The sequence below is a fragment of the Nissabacter archeti genome (assembly GCF_018257325.1).
GTDB lineage: Bacteria > Pseudomonadota > Gammaproteobacteria > Enterobacterales > Enterobacteriaceae > Chimaeribacter > Chimaeribacter arupi.
The window spans coordinates 58,328-77,543 of the sequence record NZ_JAERKB010000011.1 but is presented as its reverse complement, the minus strand read 5'-3'; the positions used below and the strand labels follow the sequence as shown (position 1 = coordinate 77,543).

At 60.8% G+C, this 19,216-nt stretch carries 13 protein-coding genes and 1 pseudogene; 7 read left to right on the top strand and 7 right to left on the bottom strand.

Annotation, left to right across the window (positions count from 1 at the left end):
• Window positions 1-82: 82 nt before the first annotated feature.
• Window positions 83-2,209, top strand: a complete 2,127-nt coding sequence (locus tag JK232_RS16090; RefSeq protein ID WP_079205342.1) for a putative bifunctional diguanylate cyclase/phosphodiesterase — start codon at window positions 83-85, stop codon at window positions 2,207-2,209.
• A 120-nt stretch (window positions 2,210-2,329) separates the two neighbouring features.
• Here JK232_RS16090 and JK232_RS16085 read toward each other — a convergent pair whose 3' ends face one another.
• Window positions 2,330-2,590 (bottom strand): colicin immunity domain-containing protein, encoded by a 261-nt coding sequence (locus JK232_RS16085; protein WP_101829020.1) that lies wholly within the window; start codon window positions 2,588-2,590, stop codon window positions 2,330-2,332.
• A 117-nt stretch (window positions 2,591-2,707) separates the two neighbouring features.
• Window positions 2,708-2,971 carry a bacteriocin immunity protein gene (locus JK232_RS16080; RefSeq protein WP_212589402.1) on the bottom strand — a complete coding sequence of 88 codons (264 nt, stop codon included), beginning with the start codon at window positions 2,969-2,971 and terminating at the stop codon, window positions 2,708-2,710.
• A 157-nt stretch (window positions 2,972-3,128) separates the two neighbouring features.
• Here JK232_RS16080 and JK232_RS16075 point away from each other — a divergent pair, with 157 nt between their 5' ends.
• Together JK232_RS16075 and copM are read left to right on the top strand one after the other, a co-directional pair.
• A complete protein-coding gene (locus JK232_RS16075; RefSeq protein ID WP_212589401.1) occupies window positions 3,129-4,385 on the top strand; it encodes a Gfo/Idh/MocA family protein in 1,257 nt (418 codons plus the stop codon).
• Between the two features lie 70 nt (window positions 4,386-4,455).
• On the top strand, window positions 4,456-4,827 hold the full coding sequence (gene copM, locus JK232_RS16070; RefSeq protein WP_072933003.1) for a CopM family metallochaperone: 372 nt from the start codon (window positions 4,456-4,458) through the stop codon (window positions 4,825-4,827).
• Between the two features lie 12 nt (window positions 4,828-4,839).
• Here the strand turns inward: copM and JK232_RS16065 are convergent, their stop codons facing one another.
• The 3 genes from JK232_RS16065 to pdxR form a co-directional block, all read right to left on the bottom strand.
• Entirely contained in the window at window positions 4,840-5,787 is a 948-nt protein-coding gene (locus JK232_RS16065) for a DMT family transporter (protein WP_072933001.1), read from the bottom strand.
• 80 nt (window positions 5,788-5,867) lie between these two features.
• Window positions 5,868-6,698, bottom strand: a complete 831-nt coding sequence (locus JK232_RS16060; protein WP_101857610.1) for an AraC family transcriptional regulator — start codon at window positions 6,696-6,698, stop codon at window positions 5,868-5,870.
• Between the two features lie 27 nt (window positions 6,699-6,725).
• Window positions 6,726-8,237, bottom strand: a complete 1,512-nt coding sequence (pdxR, locus tag JK232_RS16055; RefSeq protein ID WP_072932997.1) for a MocR-like pyridoxine biosynthesis transcription factor PdxR — start codon at window positions 8,235-8,237, stop codon at window positions 6,726-6,728.
• 114 nt (window positions 8,238-8,351) lie between these two features.
• Here pdxR and JK232_RS16050 point away from each other — a divergent pair, with 114 nt between their 5' ends.
• The 3 genes and pseudogenes from JK232_RS16050 to gabP all read left to right on the top strand — a co-directional run.
• Window positions 8,352-9,623, top strand: coding sequence for a 4-aminobutyrate--2-oxoglutarate transaminase (locus JK232_RS16050; RefSeq protein WP_072932995.1), 1,272 nt, complete (start codon window positions 8,352-8,354; stop codon window positions 9,621-9,623).
• Window positions 9,624-9,630: 7 nt separating this feature from the next.
• Entirely contained in the window at window positions 9,631-11,082 is a 1,452-nt protein-coding gene (locus JK232_RS16045; RefSeq protein ID WP_212589400.1) for an NAD-dependent succinate-semialdehyde dehydrogenase, read from the top strand.
• Window positions 11,083-11,209: 127 nt separating this feature from the next.
• Window positions 11,210-12,523, top strand: a pseudogene (gene gabP, locus JK232_RS16040) (GABA permease); the annotation flags it as partial.
• Window positions 12,524-12,681: 158 nt separating this feature from the next.
• Here gabP and JK232_RS16035 read toward each other — a convergent pair.
• Entirely contained in the window at window positions 12,682-14,877 is a 2,196-nt protein-coding gene (locus tag JK232_RS16035; protein WP_212589399.1) for a glycosyl hydrolase family 18 protein, read from the bottom strand.
• A 547-nt stretch (window positions 14,878-15,424) separates the two neighbouring features.
• A complete protein-coding gene (locus JK232_RS16030; RefSeq protein WP_072932982.1) occupies window positions 15,425-15,979 on the bottom strand; it encodes a single-stranded DNA-binding protein in 555 nt (184 codons plus the stop codon).
• 277 nt (window positions 15,980-16,256) lie between these two features.
• Between JK232_RS16030 and uvrA the strand changes: the two genes are divergently transcribed.
• Window positions 16,257-19,112: an excinuclease ABC subunit UvrA gene (uvrA, locus tag JK232_RS16025; RefSeq protein WP_072932980.1), complete on the top strand. Its 2,856-nt coding sequence runs from the start codon at window positions 16,257-16,259 to the stop codon at window positions 19,110-19,112.
• Window positions 19,113-19,216 lie beyond the last annotated feature (104 nt).

Sequence of the window (19,216 nt, the reverse complement as noted above, 5' to 3'; positions counted from 1 at the left end):
TTCCCGGCGATCGCCTGACCGATATTGCGCTGCAATAACGGGGCGGGGGTTGCCCTTAGCCCTGTTATGTGGAGAGCAAGTTATGCTTGCCAGCAGTTACAACGATGTTTTGGTGCTGTTTTCATTCATCGTGGCCATTCTTGCGTCCTATACCGCGTTGGATATGGTGGGGCGCGTCACCACGACCGATCGCACGGCCTCCCGCTGGTGGCTGGGCGGCGGTTCCGTCGCGATGGGCATCGGCATCTGGTCGATGCATTTCATCGGGATGCTGGCGTTCAGCCTGCCGGTTTCCATCAGTTATGACCCGCTGATCACCGGCTTGTCGATGCTGATTGCCATCGCGTCGTCGCTGTTTGCACTCTGGTTTGTCACCGCCGCCGCGCTGACCCTGCCCCGGCTGGTGGCCGGATCGCTGATTCTGGGCTGCGGCATCGCCGGGATGCACTACACCGGCATGGCGGCGATGAGCGTGATGCCGGGCATGAATTACGATCCGCGCTGGGTGCTGCTCTCGGTGGTGATTGCGGTGCTGGCCTCGGCGGCCGCGCTGTGGATGGCGTTCCGCCTGCGCACCCAGATCAACAACGTGAAATTGCTGCGCGCGCTGGCGGCGATCGTCATGGGCGTGGCGATTGTCGGGATGCACTACACCGGCATGGCGGCCGCGCACTTCCACATGATGGGTAACATGGCGCACCACCACAGCGGGGTGAACACCAACTGGCTGGCCGTGGTAGTGATTGTGTTTACGCTGGCGGTGCTGGCGATCACCCTGGTGGTATCGGTGCTGGATGCGCGCCTGCAGGCGCGCACGGCGATTCTGGCGCAGTCCCTCGAACAGGCCAACCGTGAGCTGATGCAACTGGCGCTGCATGACAACCTGACCAAGCTGCCGAACCGGCTGCTGCTGGAGGACCGCATCCAGCAGGCGTTGCAGAAAGCGGAGCACGAAGGCGAGCTGTTTGCCGTGCTGTTTATGGATCTGGACGGGTTCAAAGCGGTGAATGACGCCTACGGCCACCACATCGGCGACCAGTTGCTGATCGCCGTGACCCACCGTATCCAGGGCAGCCTGCGTGCGCAGGACACCCTGGCGCGCCTCGGCGGCGATGAGTTTGTGGTGCTGATGGAGATCCGTGACCCGGCCGACGCCGCGACGCTGGCCGCCCAGCTGGTGATGCTGATTGAGCAGCCGTTCAATGTGTCGCGCTACGAGCTGCTGGTCTCAGTCAGCATCGGCATCGCCGTTTACCCCAGCGACGGCATCACCGAACGGGAACTGATGCTGAACGCCGACGCAGCGATGTACCACACCAAAAATTCCGGCCGTAACGGCCACAGCTTCTTCCAGAAATCGATGAATGTGAATGCGCAGGAGCAGCTGCAACTGATGCATGACCTGCGGCTGGCGATTGAGCGCAACGAACTGCGCCTGCACTACCAGCCGAAATTCACGGCGCCGTCCGGCCCGGTGTGCGGGTTTGAGGCGCTGGTGCGCTGGGAGCGCCCCGGCAGCGGGATGCTCAGCCCGGCGGTGTTCCTGCCGCTGGCGGAAAAAACCGGGCTTATCCTGCCGATGGGTGAATGGGTGCTGAACGAGGCGTGCCGCCAGCTCAGCGAATGGCACCGCCAGGGACATGCGGAGTGGAGCATTGCGGTGAACCTGTCGGCATTGCAGTTTGAACAGCCGGATCTGGTGGAAAAAGTGGTCAGCATCATTACCCGCCACCAGATCCCGGCCGAAAAACTCACGCTGGAGGTGACGGAAACCACCGCCATGCTCAACCCGGACGTCAGCGTGGCGATCCTGGACGAGCTGACCAGCCTGGGGGTGAAAGCGTCGATTGATGATTTCGGTACCGGCTACTCCAGCCTGCTCTACCTGAAGCGCCTGCCGGCCAGCGAGCTGAAGATCGACCGGGCGTTTATCAACGATCTGACCACCAACAACGAGGATGCCAGCATCGTCTCCGCGATTATTGCACTCGGCCAGACGCTGAACCTGAAAGTGGTGGCCGAAGGGGTCGAGACGGTGGAACAGCAGGCGTTCCTCAGCCGCCTGGGCTGCGACACCCTCCAGGGCTTCCTGCTCGGCCGCCCGATGACCCCGGCACAGATTGGCGACCGCATCAGCAGCGACTGGCCCGGCCATGTGATCCCGGCGACCGAGCTTGCGGCAACGCCGGTGGCAGACAGCGTAAAATAGCGCCACAGGCGTGTTCAGCCCACAGACATCAGGCCACCGGAAGGTGGCCTGATTTACAAACGTTTTTTTAAAAACACATAGAAAAATCACCCTAAAGTGTACTCTTGTGAGAGTCATGACTCATTGGGCAATCACATCTTCTATCCGCTTTTTCAACTCATCAGCACCAAACTCAGAAGGATGACGGTCGCTATCAGGATTGTATTGATCTGCCAGACAGAAAATTGTAGATAACTTTTCACTCAATGCAGGATCATCCTGAAGCAGCAAACCATTATTACCTTCCCGTTTCCACATCGCCTGATAGGGATCAGCAAAGCTATCGGCAGATATTTCCCCAGATACAAAACGTTTAGCAAATTTCAGCAGTTCATGGCTCATAAGGTTCGTTTCCCTCTTCCTAACGGCAATGCTCACAAAATGTATATGGTTTATTTCAGGACTCTTGCAGCACCAGAAATGTTTAATTAAGCGGTGAGACGTGAAAATATCTCTCAATCAACTGGTTTTAAAGAGGGGTTTGTCATTTGCCTGACGCCATGCCTTAATCTGATCAACGATACCTTTTGATGTGATGTCTGGATCTTCAGGGTAGAAAATCAAGTCTGTTGACTCTGGGTGCTCACTCACGATGTCAAAATTAGTAATAAGCGCATCCTGATATTTTTCGCCACCCTCAGCACTACAAATGGTTTCGACCAAGGCTAAAAATTCAGCTTCGGTATAATCCTCAAATTTATGTCTTAACTGAAAAGTACCCATTTTAATATTTCCTCTATGACAACGCGCCATGATGTTACAGCGGGGGCGCTGCCCAGTGCCTGATTTTACGGCCCCTCTCGCACCTTTCCCCGCCCCCTGCTGCCCCTGCCCCATGGTCTATAGTCTCTACTTACCCCCCGCCCTGACTGGAGGCAGTATGAGTGATGAGCAGACGTTCCCTTATGAGAACCGCGGCCCGGCGACGGCCATCGGCCATGCGTTACCGGCGGCCGCTGCGCCGTTGCCGCCGTCCGGCATCGACAGCGGCCAGGTGAACGGTGACCAGGTGACTTTCCCGGACTGGAAAGGGGCGGCCGATACCCCGGAGCCGTCGCCGCCGGTCGCCCTGCCGCCTGATGAGCGGGTCGGGTTCGCAGTGGTCGGGCTGGGGCGGCTGACGCTGAACCAGATTTTGCCGGCGCTGCACCGCGCTAAAAATGCCCACCCGGTGGCGCTGGTCTCCGGCCACCGGGAGAAAGCGGAGACGGTGGCCGCGCAGTACGGCATCAGCCCGGACGCGATCTACAGCTATGACGAGATGCACAAGATGGCCGACAACCCGGCGATTCAGGCGGTGTATATTGTCACGCCCAACGGGTTACACCGCGACCATGTGCTGGCCGCAGCCGCCGCCGGAAAACATGTGCTGTGTGAAAAACCGATGGCGAATACCTCCGCCGAAGCGCAGCAGATGATTGATGCCTGCCGGGATGCCGGGGTAAAGCTGATGATCGCCTACCGCTGCCAGTTTGACGCCTTCAATAAAGAGGCGGCGCGGCTGGTGCAGTCCGGCGAGCTGGGGCGGCCGCGCATCATTGAGGCGACCAACGTGCAGATGATGGGGCCGGACGGCCAGTGGCGCTTCAAAGGCGGGTTGGCGGGCGGCGGCGCACTGCCGGACATCGGCCTCTATTGCCTCAACGGCGTGCGCATGATGCTGGCCGAGAACCCGATCGAGGTGTATGCGCAGGCGGTCAACCCCACCGGCGACCCGCGTTACACGGAAGTGGAAGAGACCATCAGCTTTATTCTGCGCTTCCGCTCCGGCGTGATTGCCCACTGTGTCACCAGTTATGGCGCGCATGAGGGCAAAGAGATGACGGTGCGGCTGGAAAACGGCTGGGTGAAACTCGACAACGCCTATGCCTACAGCGGCCAGCGCCTGACGGTGGCGCAACGCAAGGGCGAGGCGCAATCGCTTGAGGAGCGCAAATTGAGTGCCGGGCCGCAGTTTGTGCTGGAGATTGAGCACTTTGCCAACTGCGTGCGCAACGGCAGCGCGCCGCGTACGCCCGGCGAAGAGGGCTTGCAGGATCAGGTGTTTATCGAGGCGATCTACCGCTCGGCGCAGGAGGGGCGGCCGGTCACGCTGGAGCGCAACGATCTGCACGTCACCGCATCACAGAAACCGTGACGCGCCCTTGACCTTGCCCTAAGGGCAAGGTTTACCGTGGTGGCGGATTCATTCACAGGAGGAAGAGAAGATGCGTAGTTACCGAGCCTGGGCCGCGGGCCTGTTGCTGGCCCCGCTGGTGGCCTGTGCGGCCCCCGGCGGCACGGCAGACCATAACGGCCACAGCGGCGCAGTGCCTGACTCTGCGTCCCGGCAGGCGTATGCACGCGGCATGGAGACCATGCACGGCGACATGATGAAGGCGATCCAGTCTGACGACCCGGACATCGCCTTTGCGCAAGGGATGATTGCCCACCACCAAGGCGCCATCGACATGGCAAAAACTGAACTGAAATATGGCAAAGACCCGGCGATGCGCAAACTGGCGCAGGAGATCATCGCCGCGCAACAGCCGGAGATAGACCGGATGCAGCGCTGGCTTGCGCAACACCCCGCCCACTGAGCCGGTTGCGCATCAGGCCGGCAGCGGTTCCGGCTTGATGCGCATCGCACTCACCACCCCGATCATCAGGCAGGCGATGCCGCACAGCGTCAGCAACGGCGGCCAGCTCTGGCGCAGCAGGAAGGTATAAGCCAGCCCGGCCAGGATCTCGAACACGATTAACGGCCCGACCAGCACCGTCGGCAGCCGCTGGCTCGCCTCACTCCAGCAGAGCGTGCCCAGCCAGGAACAGAACAGGCCAATCGCCGCCATCAGCGCAATAAACAGCCCCGGCCGCGGGCCGAACGGCAGCGGGAATGGGTCATGCGTCAGCGTCATCTGCCCGCAGGCCAGCGCGTAGGCCACCAGCGCCATCGGCAGCACCGCCAGCCCCTGCGCGGTGGCCCAGGTGCCGGCGCGGTGTTGCGGGTGTGACCGCATCCAGCGGGCATTGCGCAACGGGTACCACGTCCAGCAGACCAGTGCCACCAGCGCCAGCCCGATGCCGCTCAGGTAGCGCCCGATGTTTTGCGGGCCGCCGTCACCGCGCAGCTCCGCGATATTCACCAGACACAGCCCGGTGCCGATCAGCAGCAGCGACGGCAACAGCCGGTGCCACGCCAGCCGCCCCTCATGCCGCCCGTACAGCAGGTTGGCGGAGACCGCGATCACCACCGGCAGGGTGCCGATAATCATGGTGGAAATGGGGGCGCCGGTGCGCTGGATCGCCCCTGCCAGGCAGACGTAATAGAGCAGGTTGCCCACCGCGCTGAGTTTGCATGCCTCTTTCCAGTCGCTGCGCGTCAGTTGCCGCACCCGGCGGCGGTCAACCCACGCCAGCGGCAACGCAATCAGCCCGAACGCCACATAGCGCCCGGCTGACTGCAACATCGCCGGGTACTCCGGCACCACCACCGGGCCGACAAAAATCAGCCCCCACATCAGCCCTGCGGCCAGGGCAAACAGCACACCTGCCATCATAATCTTTACGGTTCCTGCGTGAAAAACCCTACCTTAACGCAGGCCACGCGGCCGGTATTGTAGCAGCTTGCGCATTGGCGTCAGCGGCGCATCACCGCCCGCTGGTAGCGCACCGGGGTGACGCCATAACGGGTGGCGAAGGCGCGGGTCAGGTGCGCCTGATCGGTCAGGCCGACGTCGGCGGCCACCTGCGCCGCACTGACGCCTGCGGCCAGCAGCAGCTTGGCGCGGTAGAGGCGGATCGCCATCAGCATCTGGTGCGGCGTCACGTGGAAATGCGCCTTGAACTGGCGCTGGAAATGGTAAGGGCTGAGCGCGGCCTCGGCCGCCAGCTCCGCCAGTGTCAGGGGTTCGGCAAAGCGGGCGTGCAGGCAGGCTTTCACCCGGTCAAACCGGTGCGCCGCATCCGGCGGCGGGGGCAGCGGCCGCCGGGCGTGCGGGCGGAGCAGATCCACCAGTGACAGCATCAGGCCGTCAGCCGCCAGCGCATCGTTGCTCTGCCAGAGCGCCGCCAGCGTCATCGCCAGCTGTTGCGCGGTGCGCGGATCGCGCCGCACCGCCTCATGGCTGAACCACCAGCCCGGCTCGCCGGAGAGCGTTGCCAACGTCGCCGGGTCGATGTAGATCATGCGGTAGCGCCAGCCCTCGTCGGTTTCCGCCTGGCCGGTGTGCAGCTCGTCCGGGTTCATCAGCACCAGCGACCCCGGCCCCGCCACATGCTGCACGCCGCGGTAGCGGAAACGCTCTGCGCCCGCCTCGATCGTGCCGATGCCGAACGCCTCGTGGGTGTGCGGCTCAAACACATGGCGGCTGATGTGCGCGCGGTACAGCTCCACCCCCGGCAACCCGGAAAGCTGCCGGAACTGCGCCTGGTCGGTTTCACACTCAAACTGCTCTGGTACGCCCTGCACGCCCGCCTCCCCTGTTCTGCACCCTGATTATACGTTAGCTGAATTTGGCTCCGCCGGACACAGCCCCGCCTTGATCAGGCAGTCACGCAACACATTAAACGCCGGCAGCATCGCGCTCTCCTCCACGCAGGCAAAGCCCAGCAGCAGCCCGCGCCGTGACTGGCGATGCATAAAATATTGTGACAGCGGCCGCACGCTGACGCCGCGCCGCAGGGCATGGGAGGCGATTTTCACATCGTCACAGCCGTTCGGCAGCACCAGCACCAGGTGCAGCCCGGCGTCGTGGTCATACTCATGCAGGAACTCCGGCCCCAGGTAGCGGGTAATCAGTGACACCAGATAGGCGCGGCGGCGGCCATACAGCAGGCGCATCCGGCGGATGTGGGCGTTGTAGTGCCCTTCGCGCATAAACTGCGCCAGCGCGGTCTGGATCAGGAAATGCCCGCCGCGGAACAACTCGGCGCAGGCCAGTTTCATTGCCGGTGCCAGCGGTTTCGGCAACACCATGTAGCCGATGCGCAACGCCGGGTAGAGCGTTTTGCTGAAAGTGCCGAGGTAGATAACCGGCGCATCCGGCTCCAGCCCCTGCAACGCCGGGATCGGGTTGCCGGCGAAACGGAATTCGCTGTCGTAGTCATCCTCAATGATCCAGCTTCCCTGCTCCCGCGCCAGCGCCAGCAACTGTTTGCGGCGCGGCAGGCTCATCACCGCGCCGAGCGGGTACTGGTGCGACGGCGTGACGAAAATCAGTTTCGGCGACGCCCCTTTGCCGCCCGCCAGCGGCACCAGGCCATGCTGGTCGACCCGCACCGGCAGGATGTCCGCCCCGTTGATGCGCAAAACGTTGCGCGCCCCCCAGTAGCCCGGCTCCTCGAACCAGACGCGATCCCCCGGATCGCAGAGCATTTTGGCGATCAGATCCATCGCCTGATGGGTGCCCTCGGTGATCAGGATCTGATCCACATCGCACTGCACCGATCGCGTGACGCGCAAATACTCCACCAGCGCCTGTTGCAGATCATAGCTGCCGCCCTGGTGGCTGTAAGTCAGGTGATGGTGCAGCGGATCGCGATTGATCCGCCGCTGGATGGCGCTGAACAGCGCGTGCGGGAACTCGCGCACATCCGGCACGCCGGGCACAAACGCGCCCCACTGGTGCGGCGAGGCGTTGGCGTAACCCATCAGTTTGCTGCCGCGCCGCGACAGCGCCACCTCATCCACATAGCGGTGCGGGCTGCCGGGCTGCCCGGCGGTGGCGGTCAGGTAGCTGTCCGGCAGGATCTCCGCCACGGAGGTGCCGCTGCCGGTCTTCGCCTGCAAATAGCCTTCTGCCTGCAACTGCTCATAGGCATAAAGCACGGTGTTGCGTGATACCCCCAGCTCCCGCGCCAGGTCACGCGTGGCGGGCAGGCGGCTGCCGGGCGGGATGCTGCCGTCCGCCATTGCCGTGCGCAGGCACTGGCAGACCCGCAGCCGCAACTGGCCGCCGGTGGTCTGCTGCAACCGCTGTAAAAGCAGATCTGCGTGTAAAGATCGCAATTGGCTCCCTCCGTTTTCCGTAAGTGGCTCTCGCTTGATGTTAATAGACCCTGTTAATAATTAACAACATTGATGCACGTTATTTCGGCGGCCCGCCCGCCCCTGGAGAACACCATGAAACATCAGCAACTTAACGAACGCAAAGCCGCTGCCACCCCACGTGGCGTGGGGGTCATGTGTAACTTTTTTGTAAACCGCGCGGAGAATGCCACGCTGTGGGATGAAGAGGGCAATCAGTGGATCGATTTCGCGGCGGGCATTGCGGTGCTGAACACCGGCCACCGCCACCCGAAAATCATCGCCGCAGTAGAGAAACAGTTGCAGGCGTTCACCCACACCGCCTATCAGGTGGTGCCGTATGAGAGCTATGTCGCGCTGGCAGAGCGCCTGAATGCGCTGGCCCCGGTTGACGGCCCGGCCAAAACCACCTTCTTCACCACCGGTGCGGAAGCGGTGGAAAACGCGGTGAAAATTGCCCGCGCCCACACCGGCCGCCCCGGCGTGATCGCCTTCACTGCCGCCTTCCACGGCCGCACCATGATGACCATGGCGATGACCGGCAAAGTCGCTCCCTACAAGCGTGATTTCGGCCCGATGCCGCCGTCCGTGTTCCATGCCCGTTTCCCAAGCGAGCAGCACGGCGTCAGCATCGAAGATGCCCTGGCGAGCCTCGACCAGCTGTTCAGCTGTGACATCGCGCCCGATCAGGTGGCGGCGATTATTCTGGAGCCGGTACAGGGCGAAGGCGGTTTCCGCCCGGTGCCTGCCGCGTTCCTGCGTGAATTGCGCACCCTGTGTGACCAGCACGGCATCCTGCTGATCGCCGATGAGGTGCAGAGCGGTTTTGCCCGTACCGGCAAGCTGTTTGCGATGGAGCACTTCCCGGAGGTGAAAGCGGATCTGATCACCATGGCGAAAAGCCTGGCGGGCGGCCTGCCGCTTTCCGGCGTCTGTGGCCGTGCTGAGGTGATGGACGCCCCGGCCCCCGGCGGGCTGGGCGGCACCTACGCCGGGAACCCGCTGGCGATCGCCTCCGCCCATGCGGTGCTGGATGTGATTCAGGAAGAGAACCTGTGTGAACGTGCTGAACACCTTGGCCAGCACCTGCGTGAGGTGCTGGGCCTGGCGCAACAGCAGAACCCGGCGATTGCCGACATCCGCGGCCTTGGCTCAATGATTGCGGTGGAGTTCTGCGACCCGGCCACCGGCGCACCGGACAAGGCGCTGTGCGCCGCCATCCAGCAACGCGCGATGGAGGCCGGTTTGCTGCTGCTCTCCTGCGGCCAGCACGGCAACGTGATCCGTTTCCTTTACCCGCTGACCATCCCTGACGCCCAGTTCCAGCAGGCGATGGAGATCCTCAGCCACTCCCTGACCGCACGTTGAGGCCCGCATGAGCACATTACCCCCGTTACTCGACCATCCGCTGGTTCGCCGGCCGGACGCCGGCCAGCCGACCCCGGCCGGGTTTATTGACGTCACCGACCCGTCACGCGGCAGCGTGATCGCCTGGGTCAAACAGCAGGACGCCGACGATGTGGCCGCGGCGATCCAGCGTGCCGAACAGGCGCAAAAAGCGTGGAAAGCGCAGACCGCGCTGGCGCGGGCGGACATTTTGCTGGCCTGGTATCACTTGATTCTCGCCGAGCGTGACGCGCTGGCGGAGATCCTCACCGCCGAGCAGGGCAAACCGCTGGCCGAAGCGCGCGGCGAAATTACCTATGCCGCCTCGTTTATCCGCTGGTTTGCCGAAGAGGCACGCCGGGTGCAGGGTGACGTGCTCACCCCGCCGCAGGCGCATCAGCGCCTTCTGGTATTGAAACAGCCGATTGGGGTCTGTGCCGCCATCACGCCGTGGAATTTCCCGGCGGCGATGATCACCCGGAAGGCCGCCCCGGCGCTGGCTGCCGGTTGCGCCATGATCGTCAAACCGGCGGAACAGACACCGCTCACCGCCTTTGCGCTGGAGAACCTGGCGCGCCGCGCCGGGCTGCCGCCAGATCTGCTTATCCATGTGCAGGGGGATGCCGTGGCGGTCGGCAAAACGCTCTGCGCCAGCCCGGTCATCCGCAAGCTGAGCTTTACCGGTTCCACCGACGTGGGCCGCCTGCTGATGGCGCAATGCGCGCCGACGATTAAAAAGCTGTCGCTGGAGCTGGGCGGCAACGCACCGTTCCTGGTGTTTGACGACGCCGACCCGGCCGCCGCGGTGCAGGGCATTATGGCGAGCAAATTCCGCAACAGCGGCCAGACCTGCGTCTGCGCCAACCGCATCTATGTGCAGCGCGGCATCTACCCGGAGATTGTGCGCCACCTGACTGACGCCGTGGCGCAGTTGCAGGTGGGGGATGGCCGTGACGCCGCAAGCAACCAGGGGCCGCTGATTGACGATGCCGCCGTCGCCAAGGTGCAGCAGCATATTGATGATGCGTGCAGCCAGGGCGCGACGCTGGTGACCGGCGGCAAACTCCACGCGCTCGGCGGCACCTTCTTCCAGCCGACGATCCTCACCGGTGTGACGCCCTCCATGCGTGTCGCCCACGAGGAGACCTTTGGCCCGCTGGCGGCACTGATCCCGTTTGATACCGAAGAGGAGGTGGTGCGCTACGCCAACGACAGCGAGTTCGGCCTCGCCGCGTATTTCTACACCCGTGACGCCAACCGCCAGTGGCGGGTCAGCGAAGCGCTGGAGAGCGGCATGGTCGGGATCAATACCGGGGCCATCTCCAATGAAGTCGCGCCGTTCGGCGGGGTGAAGCAGTCCGGGCTCGGCCGTGAAGGCTCGCGCTACGGGCTGGAGGAGTACCTCGAACTGAAATACCTCTGCTTTGACACCAGCCGGTAAATCGCCCATTGCCGGGCGCGCCGCGCCCGGTTCCGGCAGGCAGTGATTCACCGCACGACGCCATTAACCACATCACGACATTTTCCTGTTTGCGTGTACGGCACAAACAGGAAAGTAAGGGAAGCTTATGAGTCAACACGCCAGTGAATTGAATACCAACCTGAAATCCCGCCATATCACCATGCTGTCCATCGGCGGCGTGATCGGTGCCGGCCTGTTTGTCGGCTCCGGCAGCGCCGTGGCCCTGGCCGGCCCGGCGGCCCTGATCGCCTACGCCATCGCCGGGCTGCTGGTGGTGCTGATTATGCGGATGCTGGGCGAGATGGCCGCCGCCTCGCCGGACAGCGGCTCTTTCTCCACTTACGCGGATCGCGCCATCGGCAAGTGGGCCGGGTACACCATCGGCTGGCTCTACTGGTGGTTCTGGGTGCTGGTTATCCCGCTGGAAGCCAACGTCGCCGCCACCATTCTGCACAGCTGGGTAGACGGCGTGCCGGTCTGGCTGTTCTCGCTGCTGATCACCCTGGCGCTGACCGGCAGTAACCTGCTGAACGTGAAAAATTACGGCGAATTTGAATTCTGGTTCGCGCTGACCAAGGTGATCGCCATTCTGGCCTTTATCGCCCTGGGTACGCTGGCGCTGATCGGCGTGCTGCCGAAAGGCGAACATGCCGGGCTGTCACTGATGTGGAGCCAGGGCGGCTTTATGCCGCACGGCATCGGCGCGGTGCTGGCGGCGGTGCTGATCACCATGTTCTCCTTTATGGGCACCGAGATCGTCACCATCGCCGCGGCCGAAACCGACTCCCCGGCGGAGCATGTGGTGCGCTCTACCCGCTCGGTAATTGGCCGCATCACCGTGTTCTACCTCGGCTCGATCTTTATGGTCGTTACGCTGGTGCCGTGGAACAGCCACGACCTGACCACCCTCGGCTCTTACCAGTCGGTGCTGGAGTCGCTGCATATCCCGTATGCCAAGCCGATCATGGACGGCATCATCCTGCTGGCGGTGTGCAGTTGCCTGAACTCCGCGCTCTATACCGCCTCCCGGATGCTCTATTCCCTGAGCAAACGCGGCGACGCCCCGGCGGCCGCCCGCAAGACCAACAAAGTGAAAACCCCGTACATGGCGGTGATGCTCTCCACCATCGCGGCGTTTTTGACAGTTATCGCCAACTATTATGCGCCGAAAAACGTGTTCGATTTCCTGATCGCCAGCACCGGCTGCATTGCCCTGCTGGTCTATCTGGTGATTGCGGTGTCGCAGTTGCGGATGCGCACCCAACTGCGTAAATCACAGATGCCGATCCGCATGTGGGGCTACCCGTGGATCACGCTGGCGGTGATTGCATTTATCGTGGTGATGCTGGTCTGCATGTTGTTTATGCCTGACCAGCGCGGGCAGGTGCTCGCCACCCTGATCCTCGCCGCCGTGGTAGTCACCAGCTCGTTCTGGGTGCACCGCAAAAAACGCGAGGCACGCGCCCCGGCCGCACAGATGGAAAAAAGCATCGGCTGATGCAGAAGCAGCGAGCAGTTAATAGACGTAAAAAAGCCATTCCCGGCCGGGAATGGCTTTGAACAGGCGCACGGAGGCGCTTATTTCAGCATATCCTGGGTCACGGTGAACATATCAAACCGCACCTGCGCGCTGACGCCGTTCTCTTCCCGGACTTCCAGCACATCCCCGGCTTTCAATGCAGTGCGGAAGATCGCCGTGGTATTACGCCCCTCCACCACTTTCTTGCCGTAGTAGACCGAACCGCGATCGGTATGCCCCAGGTAAACGTTGTTTTTCCAGACCACAAACTTACGGTTGCGTTGGTCCTCGTTGCTTAACGTCAGTTTCACGGCATTGTCGTCGTTTTTATCAACAAACAATTTAACAGCCTGTTTCTGGGCTTTCGTCGCTTCCGGGAACTTCAGCATATCCTGCGTGACGGTGAATTTCTCCAGGACAACCGGCGGGTTGATCTTGTCATCCTGCTGGATGTCGACCACGTCGCCGGCTTTCAGTCCCCAGTGTAACAGCACCTCGACATCGTCCCCTTTAGCCTGTTTACTGCCGTAGTAGACGGTACCGTTCTCTGTGTGTCCGGCATAGTTGCCGTTCACGAAGACCACGAATTTCTTGGTGGTTTGATCTTCTTTGCTCAGCAACACCTGGATAGAGGGGCCGTTATACGCCGGTGGGATGACGATCTTGAACTCTTTCACCGGCGTCAGGGTTTTGAACGCATCCTGGACAATTTTACCCAGCTCATGGTCAGGCGTATCACCACTGATGTCCCAGACTATCGCACCGCCGTAGCCTTCCCGGTTGATGTAATCGACTTTATTGCGGATCGATTCCGGGTCGTCATAAGTCAGGAACTCTTTTTTCTCCAGGCTATAGAGATACGGCACTTTGGATTCCGTATCCCAATAACGCCCATACTCCTCGCTGGCCGCTTTCTCTTTCAGCACGTACCACGGATGGGTGCCGGTGTTCTGGCCGACATCATCCCAGGTGCCGTGCACGGTGGCGCTGCCGGGCGCGAACAGGCCGGGCAGGCCATTGACGACCTGTATCGGGTCGACGTCGCCCCAGCCGCGGCCGTAATACGGGATGCCCATCAGCAGTTTGGACTTCGGCACCTTCCAGGTATTCACATACTCTTTCATGGCGGAATCGACGTTAAACAGCTGATCCTGATCCTGGGTGTTGGCGTAAAGCGGGGCGTTGTGGCCGGTAACAGGCTCGAACGCGCCGTGGAAGTCATACGCCATCACGTTGACGTTATCCAGCAGCGGCGCGGTCACTGCTGGGTTGGTGTAGGCGATCTTGTTGTGATTGGTGGTCACCGCCGCCGAGAGCGAGTAATAGGTGTCATCCTTCATCCCTTGCTCATCCAGCTTGCTGCGCACGGACTGGATAAGCTTAGTGAAGGCCTCTTTCTCGTTATCCGCATCCGGGTATTCCCAGTCAACGTCAATCCCGTCAAACTCCCACTCCAGCATATAGTCGACCATGCTTTTCGCGAGGGTTTCGATACCTTGCGGGGTGGCGGTTGCCGCTTCAAACGCCCCTTCTTCTGAGTTATTCCAGCCGCCGATGGAGATGACATGGCGGACACCGGCTGCCGCGGTGCGATCATTAAGCTCACGAATTAATCTCGGCCCTTGTTCGGTGTCATGCATCACGACCTGGCCATTTTTTACCACGGCAAAACCATAGTTAATTTGGGTGAGTGTGCTGTAGTCAATTTTATCCGGCGTAAAATTATTATGGGCATCATAAACGCCCCATTCCGGGAAATAACCTGCCACTTTACGCTGCGCGGCGAGTGCGTCTTTCTGTTTTTTCTGGAAATCAATCGCCGCCTGCCCGGTATAAGGCGTAAATTTAAAGGTACCCAATTCCTGAATTTTTATCTCCCCGGCATTTTGCCAGACGTCATTACTGCCCGGTACTTCGCCGGGGTTTACCCACCATTTGCTGGTCCAGTAATAGCCGTTATAACGGACCATGGTACCGGTAGTCGGGTATGATAAAGCCGGGTCATACATTTCTGAATTAATGGCCTTCGTGTCTTTAACCGCCACGACCACCGTTTTATTTCCTGGGAAATCATTTTGTTTTTCATCAGTATAGGCAATCCACCGTTCACCATTGTCATCTGACAGCATCTGGCTGCTGTCTAAACCCGAAATGGTATTGGTGTCGTCATTCGCCACCAGCGTGGCGGCAGAGGAAATAAATGGCGTGCCGGATAATATCACCATTAACGACAGCGCCAGTCTATTTAACTTCATAATAAATGCTCCTTCAGGTTTAATTTATCGCACGGCTCTTATCCCGGTAAAAATACCGGGAGAGTCATTCAAACCGTGATGCATATAAATGCCGTCAGTTTTTACCAATCCCACTAATAAGGAGCAAGAAAATGATTAATAAAAAAATTAACCTTAACATGGATCAAATTATCATATTCCTGTAGCGATGTTTTTTTACAAAAAGGGAACATCGGCAGCAAAAAAACCTAACGGTCTGCCGGGCTGCTTCAGTTTTATTAATATAAATGTCCTGAATGATTTTTTAACGGTACCGCAGTGCGGTGTGATGTCCACCGCCTTCTTTTCACCGGCCTTCCTCCCGGACTGAATAAAAACCGCCCTGCCCCTGCGCCAAAAAAGTTAAACGCTGAAATGATTCTGAACAGATGTATTTTGTTTGTTTTAATGTGTTTTTTTATTATTTAATCTAATAAATATTAAGAATTCTTTTAGGGTGCCGGACGGCAGACATAAAAAAACCCTGCCGAAGCAGGGTTTTTAATGGCCGGATACGCCATGCGCCGGATCAGAACGGGATGTCGTCGTCGAAATCCATCGGCGGTTCGTTGTTCATCGGGGCATTGTTCGAAGAACCGTGGTTCTGCTGCGGGGCCGGACGGGACTGCTGGCCGCCGCTGAACTGGTTGTTCTGCTGCGGCTGCTGAGGCTGGCCCCAACCGCCGTTGTTGCCGCCGGACGCCTGGCCGCCGCCTGCCGGTGCACCGCCGCCCTGACGGCCGCCGAGCATCTGCATGGTGCCGCCCACGTTCACCACCACTTCCGTGGTGTATTTTTCCTGGCCGGACTGGTCCGTCCATTTACGGGTTTGCAGGGAGCCTTCAATGTAGACCTGAGAACCCTTGCGCAGGTATTCACCCGCCACTTCCGCCAGTTTGCCGAACAGCACCACACGGTGCCATTCTGTTTTCTCTTTCTGCTCGCCGGTGGCTTTGTCACGCCAGGATTCAGATGTCGCCAGGGTAATGTTCGCCACAGCGCCGCCGCTCGGCATGTAACGCACTTCCGGATCCTGGCCCAGATTCCCGACAAGAATCACTTTGTTTACGCCTCTGCTGGCCATGTCGACTCTCCACAATGAGTTAATTTTTACGATACTAAACCAATCATTTTAGCACGCCACCGCGCCTGATCATACCTGCGAAGTGTGCCTCAGAATGGGTGACAGTATAAACAATTTTGCGCCGGTATACTGGATATCCATTCAGGTTTTTTTGTGTCATAATTAAACGTTTCGTACTTTCTGTGCCCCTGCTTTTTCTTCCGGTGCTTTGCGGCATCGCGCACCGGAAACCAGTGACCGGCATAGTGAGAGATCGTGTTTAATCCGGGAAATATGAATGGATAAGATCGAAGTTCGGGGTGCACGCACCCATAATCTCAAGAATATCAACCTGATCATCCCGCGCGACAAACTGATCGTTGTCACCGGCCTGTCTGGTTCGGGCAAATCCTCACTGGCTTTTGACACCCTGTACGCCGAAGGGCAGCGCCGCTACGTGGAGTCGCTGTCGGCCTACGCGCGCCAGTTCCTGTCATTGATGGAAAAGCCGGATGTTGACCATATCGAGGGGCTGTCACCGGCGATCTCGATTGAGCAGAAATCCACCTCGCATAACCCGCGCTCGACCGTCGGGACCATTACCGAAATTCATGACTACCTGCGCCTGCTGTTTGCCCGCGTGGGTGAGCCGCGCTGCCCGCAGCATGACGTGCCGCTGGCGGCGCAGACGGTCAGCCAGATGGTGGACAACGTGATCACCCAGCCGGAGGGCCGCCGCCTGATGCTGCTGGCCCCGGTGATTAAAGATCGCAAAGGCGAGCACACCAAAACGCTGGAGAACCTGGCGGCGCAGGGCTACATCCGCGCCCGTATCGACGGCGAAGTGTGTGACCTCTCCGATCCGCCGAAGCTGGAGTTGCAGAAGAAGCACACCATCGAAGTGGTGGTGGACCGCTTCAAAGTGCGTGAGGATCTGGCGCAGCGCCTGGCCGAGTCGTTTGAGACGGCGCTGGAGCTGTCAGGCGGCACCGCGGTGGTGGCGGATATGGATGACGCCAACGCCCCTGAGCTGCTGTTCTCCGCCAACTTCGCCTGCCCGATTTGTGGCTACAGTATGCGTGAGCTGGAACCGCGCCTGTTCTCCTTCAACAACCCGGCCGGCGCCTGCCCGACCTGTGACGGCCTCGGCGTGCAGCAGTTCTTTGACCCGGACCGCGTGGTGCAGAACCCGGAGCTGTCGCTGGCCGGCGGCGCGATCCGCGGCTGGGACCGCCGCAACTTCTACTACTTCCAGATGCTGCGCTCGCTGGCGGATCACTACAAGTTTGATATCGAGGCGCCGTTCGACTCGCTGAGCGCGACGGTGCAGAAGGCGATCCTCAACGGTTCCGGCCGTGAGACCATCGAGTTCAAATACATCAATGACCGGGGCGACACCTCGGTGCGCCGCCATCCGTTTGAAGGCGTGCTGAACAACATGGAACGCCGCTACAAAGAGACGGAATCGTCGGCGGTGCGCGAAGACCTGGCGAAATACATCAGCAACCGCCCCTGCACCACCTGCCACGGCACCCGCCTGCGGGAAGAGGCACGCCATGTGTTTGTGGAGAACACCACGCTGCCGGAGATTTCAGACTTCAGCATCGGCCACGCCATGACCTTCTTCCAGAACATGAAGCTCAGCGGCCAGCGCGCCAAGATCGCGGAAAAAGTGCTGAAAGAGATCGGCGACCGCCTGAAGTTCCTGGTCAACGTCGGCCTGAACTACCTGTCGCTGTCGCGCTCGGCGGAGACGCTCTCCGGCGGCGAGGCGCAGCGTATCCGTCTGGCGAGCCAGATTGGTGCCGGGCTGGTCGGCGTGATGTACGTGCTGGATGAGCCGTCCATCGGCCTGCACCAGCGCGACAATGAACGGCTGCTGGAGACGCTGATCCACCTGCGCGACCTCGGCAACACGGTGATTGTGGTCGAGCACGATGAAGATGCGATCCGCGCCGCGGACCATATCATCGACATCGGCCCCGGTGCCGGGGTGCATGGCGGCCAGGTGGTGGCCGAAGGCACGGCGGCGGACATCATGGCGAATGCCGAGTCCCTGACCGGCCAGTTCCTCAGCGGCGAGCGGGAAATCTCCGTGCCGGTGGAGCGCGTCCCGGCTGACCCGTCACGCGTGCTGAAACTGACGGGTGCGAAGGGCAACAACCTGAAAGATGTCACCCTGACGCTGCCGGTGGGGCTGTTTACCTGCATCACCGGGGTGTCCGGCTCCGGCAAATCGACGCTGATTAACGATACGCTGTTCCCGATTGCCCAGCGCGCGCTGAACGGTGCCACCATCATCGAACCGGCCCCCTACCGTGAGGTGCACGGGCTGGAGCAGTTCGACAAAGTGATCGACATCGACCAGAGCCCGATTGGCCGTACGCCGCGCTCCAACCCGGCCACTTACACCGGCATCTTCACGCCGGTGCGTGAGCTGTTTGCCGGGGTGCCGGAATCCCGTACCCGCGGCTATACGCCGGGGCGGTTCAGCTTTAACGTGCGCGGCGGGCGGTGTGAAGCCTGCCAGGGCGACGGCGTGATCAAGGTGGAGATGCACTTCCTGCCGGACATCTACGTGCCGTGCGACCAGTGCCGCGGCAAGCGCTATAACCGTGAGACGCTGGAGATCCGCTACAAGGGTAAGAGCATCCACGAAGTGCTGGAGATGACCATCGAAGAGGCGCGCGAGTTCTTTGACGCGGTGCCGGCGCTGGCGCGTAAGCTCCAGACGCTGATCGACGTCGGCCTCTCCTACATCCGCCTGGGGCAGTCGGCCACCACGCTCTCCGGCGGTGAGGCGCAGCGCGTGAAACTGGCGCGTGAGCTGTCGAAACGCGGCACCGGGCAGACGCTCTACATTCTGGATGAACCAACCACCGGCCTGCACTTCGCGGACATCGCCCAACTGTTGCAGGTGCTGCATCAGCTGCGCGACCAGGGCAACACCATTGTGGTGATTGAGCACAACCTGGATGTCATTAAAACCGCGGACTGGATCGTCGATCTGGGGCCGGAAGGCGGCAGCGGCGGCGGGGAGATTCTGGTCTCCGGCACGCCGGAAACCGTGTCAGAGTGCGAGGCGTCCCATACCGCCCGATTCCTGAAGCCGATACTGGCGCACCACCAGCAGAAGCAGAGGAAATCTGCCTGATTTGAGGCATTACCAAGCCACGCGATACAGCGTGGCTTTTTTTATCGGTTTATCGCGCATAATCCGGCGAAATCACGGCCTTTTCCTGCCGGGTTGCTACGATC

Excerpts from the sequence above, each read along its gene's own strand:
- JK232_RS16085 (WP_101829020.1), bottom strand. The coding sequence starts at position 2,590 with ATGAGCCATGAACTGCTGAAATTTGCTAAACGTTTTGTATCTGGGGAA.
- JK232_RS16050 (WP_072932995.1), top strand. The coding sequence starts at position 8,352 with ATGAAACATCAGCAACTTAACGAACGCAAAGCCGCTGCCACCCCACGT.
- uvrA (WP_072932980.1), top strand. The coding sequence starts at position 16,257 with ATGGATAAGATCGAAGTTCGGGGTGCACGCACCCATAATCTCAAGAAT.
- JK232_RS16075 (WP_212589401.1), top strand. The coding sequence starts at position 3,129 with ATGAGTGATGAGCAGACGTTCCCTTATGAGAACCGCGGCCCGGCGACG.
- JK232_RS16090 (WP_079205342.1), top strand. The coding sequence starts at position 83 with ATGCTTGCCAGCAGTTACAACGATGTTTTGGTGCTGTTTTCATTCATC.
- copM (WP_072933003.1), top strand. The coding sequence starts at position 4,456 with ATGCGTAGTTACCGAGCCTGGGCCGCGGGCCTGTTGCTGGCCCCGCTG.
- JK232_RS16035 (WP_212589399.1), bottom strand. The coding sequence starts at position 14,877 with ATGAAGTTAAATAGACTGGCGCTGTCGTTAATGGTGATATTATCCGGC.
- JK232_RS16045 (WP_212589400.1), top strand. The coding sequence starts at position 9,631 with ATGAGCACATTACCCCCGTTACTCGACCATCCGCTGGTTCGCCGGCCG.
- JK232_RS16030 (WP_072932982.1), bottom strand. The coding sequence starts at position 15,979 with ATGGCCAGCAGAGGCGTAAACAAAGTGATTCTTGTCGGGAATCTGGGC.
- JK232_RS16080 (WP_212589402.1), bottom strand. The coding sequence starts at position 2,971 with ATGGGTACTTTTCAGTTAAGACATAAATTTGAGGATTATACCGAAGCT.
- JK232_RS16065 (WP_072933001.1), bottom strand. The coding sequence starts at position 5,787 with ATGATGGCAGGTGTGCTGTTTGCCCTGGCCGCAGGGCTGATGTGGGGG.